Annotated in this window: 5 protein-coding genes and 2 pseudogenes; 1 reads left to right on the top strand and 6 read right to left on the bottom strand. The window is 44.2% G+C overall.

Features of this window, described 5'->3' with window-relative positions:
* Positions 1 to 205: 205 nt before the first annotated feature.
* The 4 genes and pseudogenes from umuC to FHC52_RS16290 all read right to left on the bottom strand — a co-directional run.
* A pseudogene (umuC, locus tag FHC52_RS22795) lies at positions 206 to 1,039 on the bottom strand (translesion error-prone DNA polymerase V subunit UmuC); the annotation flags it as partial.
* Positions 1,040 to 1,045: 6 nt separating this feature from the next.
* Positions 1,046 to 1,528: pseudogene (locus tag FHC52_RS22790) on the bottom strand (glycoside hydrolase family 108 protein); the annotation flags it as partial.
* Positions 1,515 to 1,859: a phage holin family protein gene (locus tag FHC52_RS16295; protein ID WP_164552873.1), complete on the bottom strand. Its 345-nt coding sequence runs from the start codon at positions 1,857 to 1,859 to the stop codon at positions 1,515 to 1,517. The gene FHC52_RS16295 and the pseudogene FHC52_RS22790, both read right to left, overlap by 14 nt.
* A 62-nt stretch (positions 1,860 to 1,921) precedes the next feature.
* A complete protein-coding gene (locus FHC52_RS16290; protein WP_126288899.1) occupies positions 1,922 to 2,572 on the bottom strand; it encodes a hypothetical protein in 651 nt (216 codons plus the stop codon).
* A gap of 652 nt (positions 2,573 to 3,224) precedes the next feature.
* Between FHC52_RS16290 and FHC52_RS16285 the strand changes: the two genes are divergently transcribed.
* Entirely contained in the window at positions 3,225 to 4,157 is a 933-nt protein-coding gene (locus FHC52_RS16285; RefSeq protein WP_126288897.1) for a DUF2971 domain-containing protein, read from the top strand.
* A 363-nt stretch (positions 4,158 to 4,520) separates the two neighbouring features.
* Here the strand turns inward: FHC52_RS16285 and FHC52_RS16280 are convergent, their stop codons facing one another.
* Positions 4,521 to 5,489 carry an IS5 family transposase gene (locus FHC52_RS16280; RefSeq protein ID WP_023312629.1) on the bottom strand — a complete coding sequence of 323 codons (969 nt, stop codon included), beginning with the start codon at positions 5,487 to 5,489 and terminating at the stop codon, positions 4,521 to 4,523.
* A gap of 21 nt (positions 5,490 to 5,510) precedes the next feature.
* Complete coding sequence (locus FHC52_RS16275; protein WP_310572720.1) at positions 5,511 to 6,533, bottom strand: EAL domain-containing protein; 1,023 nt, start codon at positions 6,531 to 6,533, stop codon at positions 5,511 to 5,513.
* Positions 6,534 to 6,712: the final 179 nt, after the last annotated feature.

The raw sequence follows: 6,712 nt of genomic DNA, 5'->3' as shown, positions 1-6,712 counted from the left end.
ATGAAAATCACCCGCATAGTGCGCTGGGATATCACTCTCCGAGAGAATACCGGCGGCAGCGGGCATCGTTAACTTAAGATACAAAAGCTGTCCGGAAATGGCGGGTCAAGATCATAGCTTCGTTAGTACTTTACTCAATGTTAAGCTTAGTCTGAGCCTAACAACATCATCTCTTAGTACATAGCGGATCAAACCTTCCGTGATATTAACTTATCCTGAGAAGATCAGAATATCTTGTTGTGTAACGAGGCGAAAGCATTTCACGCTTCATCTGCCATTGCTGCTGAACGCCCTGCCCTGCAAAGTAGAGCGTTCCTTTTCCGTCTTTTGCGTTCAGGTGATCGAGCACTTCCATCAACCTTTCGCTACCGACCCGTGGCGCCTTCTCGTCGAATAGGTTGAGCTGAGCCACACCCTGGCTGAAAAAATCCCCGAGCATGATTCCTGCCTTCTGGTACCGGTGACCATCCTTCCAGATTTTGTCCAGGCACTTTACCGCGGCGTAGATGATGTCGCGGGAATCCAGAGTGGGGGTGAGAAGCTTCATGGACGCGCTGTTACCGTAATATGGCTCATTAAGCGCGAATGGAGAGGTTTTCACGAAGGCAGAAATAAAGCGGCAGTACTGATGCTCACCCCGTAGTTTTTCAGCACCACGGGCCGCATAACTGCAGATGGCCTGACGCATCTGCTCATAGTCCGTGACGCGTTCTCCGAATGACCGGCTGCAGACGATTTCCTGCTTTGCTGGCGCAAACTCCTCCAGCTCTAAACATGGTTCGCCTCGCAACTCCCGGACAGTTCGCTCCAAGACGACATTGAAGTGCTTTCGAATAATCCACGTACTCTGCTCAGAGAGGTCCAGAGCCGTTTTGATGCCCATAGCGTTGAGCTTCTTGCTGATGCGCCTTCCGACACCCAATACGTCTTCTACAGGCACGATAGCCAGCAACTTACGTTGCCGATCGATATTGGACAAATCGACCACCCCGCCGGTCAGGCGTTGCCATTTCTTCGCTGCATGGTTAGCCAAGTTAGCTTCCCTGGATTCAGCCAGTTCCAGATAACGGGCGCCCTGACTTGAATTTAGACCGCGAAGAACGACAGTCTCTCCATCCTTTCCACGATACCGCAGAAGAGCTTTCAACGCGATGATAGTTCGCGGACCAATTCGCCCATCGGGATCAAGGTCAGGATAGAGTTTGCCGCGCAGGTTCAGAGCCGATAACCAGCGCTTGAAAAACTTACTTGCGACTGACGGGCCCATATTAGCGCCGGTATCGCAAAGCTCGTCTGCGATTTTCGGTGATAGTTCAGCAATTTGATCGAAGCGCGGTCCATACCAATAATCAGCCTCGTAAATAGCACGAGCCTGTTCTTTCGTCAGGGAGCGAACATCGCTATAGCCATGAGCTAGGGCGGTTTTTGCAGTGATCCCCCAATTAGTTGGACCGCCTTTATCAGAGGGATGGTTTACGTAACCAGCTTCACGCTCCAGCAGACCATTAATAATTTCATTTTTGGTCATCGTTAATACCCTTCTTACTTGCAAATAATGTCACAGCCGCGTTAATCAGAGACCGACGGCGGTCTACGCCAGCAACACCGACAGCGGCACCAATAACGAAAGACCAGTCCATGTCTGATACACCCAGCTGTTCAAAAAAGCTCACCACTGCCAGTGCGACGAATCCGCAGATAAACCCAGCAGTGAATGAGCGGCGCCAGGCTACCCCGTCCCACAATGAGAAAAGCAAGGCTATAAAGAACGCACTCAAAGCGCCCTGCAATGCCAGCCTGTTCTCATGTAAAAAATGAAGTACCGGACCCCAGCCCCTTGGCGGGGTGTAGTTCTGCATGATTCCTCCCAAATTGCAGGCATAAAAAAGGCCGCAACTAAGCGGCCCATGAAAATCATTCCTTAAATATGTTCTTTTATTTTTTCCCATTCATTTTTACATACAACTTTAACTACACTGTTAAGCTCTACCAAATAATTATTGGTTATTGCAGGTTCAATCTTCGTACCATGCTTTATCTCGTTAAATTGAATGGCTATATCGTTCATGATTTTGATGATTTCTTTTGTCTCTAGCTCTTTTGGGTTCAGCAAAAGCTCAATCTTAGTTACACAATACGACATATCACTTTGAATTTTTCTTTTTTCATCGATTAAAGCAGAGTCGATCATTCTATCAATGTGTTTTTTGTAAGCATTAAAAATACGCACATGATTATTCAAGCAGGAAATAACATGAGAGTTATAAGTTGATACTGTATCCCTAAGTTCATTGATCCACTGCTGTCTATTCGCTGATACATATTGGGCTTTAAGTTGTTTTGTCGTCAACCGCTCTTGCCGCCTGCGCTCTTCATTGATCGTTTTGTTATTAGCTCTGATTGCGTAGTATGAGATTGCTCCCGTAATAGCACTTGCAAAAATTGTCGATAAAAATGTATCTAATCCAAAACCCGTGTTTACAGCGATCTCAGGAATCTTGTCTATTGTTAAGATACCTGAATCTAAGAATGATAAGCCATCAAACTTTAAATCAAAATCAAGCCAGCCCATTGAATCCTCCTTTTTTAGAAGGATAATATCAGAATTTCCTATCAACCAGCCAGATATAGCACGGAAAAAACTGCTCCAACAAGCAGGATTCAATTTGAGAATAAAGGAAACAACAACGTGACGCGAGAGCTTGCTCCCATAGACTTCTAACAGTCAGGGCCAGCGATATGAATCTTCAGATAATGTTGGTATCACCCCACGTCAGTGCAGGATCCATCAGTCCTGTTACTAAAAGAGGCATCCATTACAGAGGATGCGCCCTAAATCTAGTTAGCGTCACACCTGTTCACCAGAGTTAGCTGAAGAAATCCTACGCGTCATAACAGGGGAGCACACTACCCAACAAACCACCCCAGGTTAGTTGGACGACGTAATGTGCTTTCCTGAATTTTGGATGTAAAAAAACCCGCTAGCGACGGGTTTATGTAACTTTGGCAATTTATCAAAATTGACATTAAATATGGCATAAAGTGTCGGGTTTTGCAAGATGCTATCTAGACTCATGTAAGTTGACTCGACTCCCGATCCGGTTGTATGTAACATTAGCAACAAGAGGCGGTTGTATTAGAATGTATGGTTCATAGGTACAAACCAACCAAAGACAGCCTCTCCTACACGCGATGCTTTTTCAACTATATCTAACGGACTGAATATGGGACTACCAATTTTATATAAATACTCAAGTATAGAAAATGGATTGCGGTCAATCCAGAATCAGAAATTTAAATGGTCTTCAATCAATGAGTTTAATGACCCTTTCGAGTCTCGCTTTACCACTTCAAGGGATTTAAAAACAGTAGTTAGGATTGCTGCCTTGACAGCGACAATCAAAGGTGGATTCAAACTCCCATCAGAACTAGATATTACAAAATTAGATGATTCACAGGCTGCTATATTAAGAGAATTCATAGCCCTCGAAGGGACAATAAATTCAACACTAGCTAATAATAACAAAAAACCTCCACGCGATGTATTTTTTGAACTAGAGCGTAACATATTAGACCATGCAAAATCATCAGAAAACATACAACGGGTATATTTGAACTCTATTGATTTTAGTAGGCTCGCATATTCAAGTGTAGAGCGTCAATCCAGGATTTTATGTCTAAGTAAAAGTTTTAATCATCCACTAATGTGGGGGCATTACACCAAAAACCATAGAGGGATTATGTTTGAATTAGATCTAAATAAAATACCCTCTTATACAAACCTTTTCAAAGGCGTGAAAAAAGTAAAATATCAAAAAAAATATCCAAGTATGTGTTTTAATACTCTACTTGGTTTTAATGGCGATCTTTTTGAGAAACAGAAGGAAAATTTTTATCAAGCTCTGACAAGCATAAAACAAGCAGAGTGGAGTTATGAGCAAGAATACCGCTCGATATGTCACAAGGATAGTCTAGACGAGAAAGGATTATTTCAATTACCAAAAGAATGCATAAAATCCATTACACTGGGGTGTAATAGCACTGAAGAAAATATAGAATTAGCCAAGGAATATGTGAAGAGTAATATACCCATGACTAGAATCTATAAAAACAGACTCGACGAGGGAAAGTATCAGCTTATTAGAGTTAAATTATGAAATAATGCGATAGCACACGCTAGTGCTATCGCGATTTAGATGACTATTTTGAAACGTATAATTTGATTTTATTCAAGGTATCGAAATCAAGCAACTCAGTTATTTTCTTTAGCTCTTTCCAAGGGGTGGCATAGGTTTGATACCATGTATCACGATGTACCGATAGAAGATTTGCCAATGCTGTCGCTGCATACTCTTTATACAACTCATTCCTTTTTTTGCGGCTAAATCTTGTACAGCCAACCAAACGAGAGAAACCATATTACGCTTGACTCTGTTTTGAAGCTTAACGCCATTAAGTTCCTTTGGCTTTGTTGAATAAATCAGATTTCGGGTAAGTCTCCCCCGTAGCGGGTTGTGTTTTCAGGCAATACGCACGCTTTCAGGCATACCTGCTTTCGTCATTTTGTTCAGCGCTCGTACCAGGGCCATAGCCTCCGCAACCTGACCATCGTAGTCACGCAGCGTCAGTGAACCCCCGAACAGCTGTTTTACCCGGTACATCGCCGTTTCCGCTATCGAGCGACGGTTGTAATCTGTTGTCCATTTCCACCGCGCATTACTCCCGGTCATTCGCTGATTAGCCACTGCACGGTTACGGTCTGCATATTCACCGGGCCAGTACCCCGCACCTTTTCGGGGAGGGATAAGCGCGCTGATTTTCTTACGCCGCAGTTCATCGTGACAGAGCCGGGTGTCGTAAGCGCCGTCTGCCGATGCTGCCCTGATTTTTCTGTGAGTCTGCCGGATAAGACCCGGGAAGGCCTCTGAGTCCGTCACATTGTTCAGCGACAGGTCAGCGCAGATGATTTCATGTGTTTTACTGTCAACGGCGAGATGCAGCTTACGCCAGATACGGCGGCGTTCCTGGCCATGCTTTTTGACTTTCCACTCGCCTTCACCAAAGACCTTCAGCCCGGTGGAATCAATCACCAGATGCGCGATTTCACCCCGGGTGAACGTTTTGAAACTGACATTAACCGACTTTGCCCGCTTACTGACACTGGTGTAATCCGGGCAGCGTAGCGGAACGTTCATCAGGGCAAAAATGGAATCAATAAAACCCTGCGCAGCCCGCAGGGTCAGCCTGAACACGCGTTTAATGACCAGCACAGTCGTGATGGCAAGGTCAGAATAGCGCTGAGGTCTGCCTCGTGAAGAAGGTGTTGCTGACTCATACCAGGCCTGAATAGCTTCATCATCCAGCCAGAAAGTTATGGAGCCACGGTTGATGAGGGCTTTATTGTAGGTGGGCCAGTTGGTGATTTTGAACTTTTGCTTTGCCACGGAACGGTCTGCGTTGTCGGGAAGATGCGTGATCTGATCCTTCAACTCAGCAAAAGTTCGATTTATTCAACAAAGCCCAGGCAAAGCATTCCCGGACGCCAGACGAGGCGGAATATTCACTGAAAAATAGTATTTCCCGTTATACTTATTAATACCTGAAACGGCGGCATGGATGACCAACGCCGTAATTTTCAGCCAAATTTCATGACTGGAAACATCCGTTAAAAAACTGGCAGGCTTGACAATTTTACCGTTTTTATTCCAGCGAATCAGGATTTCAAACCCAACCCCTTTTTTATCTCGATCGGTAATAATCTGATATGCCGGAAATATTTCCCGATTACGTAGCGCATTAAAAATTTCGGCTTCTTTTTCCGTGAGCCCCACTTTTTGACGCGGGTGTTTATCAGGTTTATCTGCTTTAAAATTGTGCGGATCGTGTAACCAGCGCTTAATTAAACGTAATTTAAGCACACCTTCCTTTCGGTGGGTATAAACCGTTTTATTCGACAATCCCATTCTATCGCACATTTCCTTTACGGACATACCACGATAGAAATTTAATAAAACGTCAATCTCTCTTCTTGTTAACCACTTTAGATTTTCTTCAGAGCCAATATCCATGTAGCGTTCGCGTAATACTCGAGAACGATCCTTAAAGCTTTTGTAATGGGTATTAAAACAGCCTACTACATCCGAAACGCTGGCTACACGAATCAATGATAATTGATAACTGTTATTTAAAAGACTGCCCAGCGTGCGGTACAGCCAGCCGTCAGGAATATCACCATACAGGGTGACATGCCGAATAACGGGGAGTGCATTGAGTACCGAGGCCAGTCGCTTCAGGCTTTCCAGGAGATTGACGACACCTTTCCCGAGGAACACCACGATATGGGCATCCTGATTTTTAAGGATATTTTCAACATCCTGTTGGGATGCCTCATCTCCGTTAAAGTGAATTTGGGAAGCGTGGATCCCGTACTTATTGAGGATCGAACAATACCCCTGAAATGTGAAGCCGCAGGCTGAGATGACAAATTTATGTTCATCGCAAACCCCATTTTTGAGAGACATTTTTTGGGTCATAACCTGCTCATGGGCACCAAAGCACCATTTCTGTTTGAGTATGCGTAAAATTTATTGCATCTGTTGCGTAGTATAATTTTACAGTAGCACCCAGGGTTAAGAAACTGTTATCAGTTTAATTCACCGGAACATCTTTGCGTTAATCACAAACGTTTAACTATACTTTTCTTTTCAAATAA

Source organism: Enterobacter sp. EC_64 (genome assembly GCF_019584165.1).
Lineage (GTDB): Bacteria > Pseudomonadota > Gammaproteobacteria > Enterobacterales > Enterobacteriaceae > Enterobacter > Enterobacter roggenkampii.
Note: the sequence above shows the minus strand (reverse complement) of the source record. Positions and strands in the feature narration are given on the sequence as shown.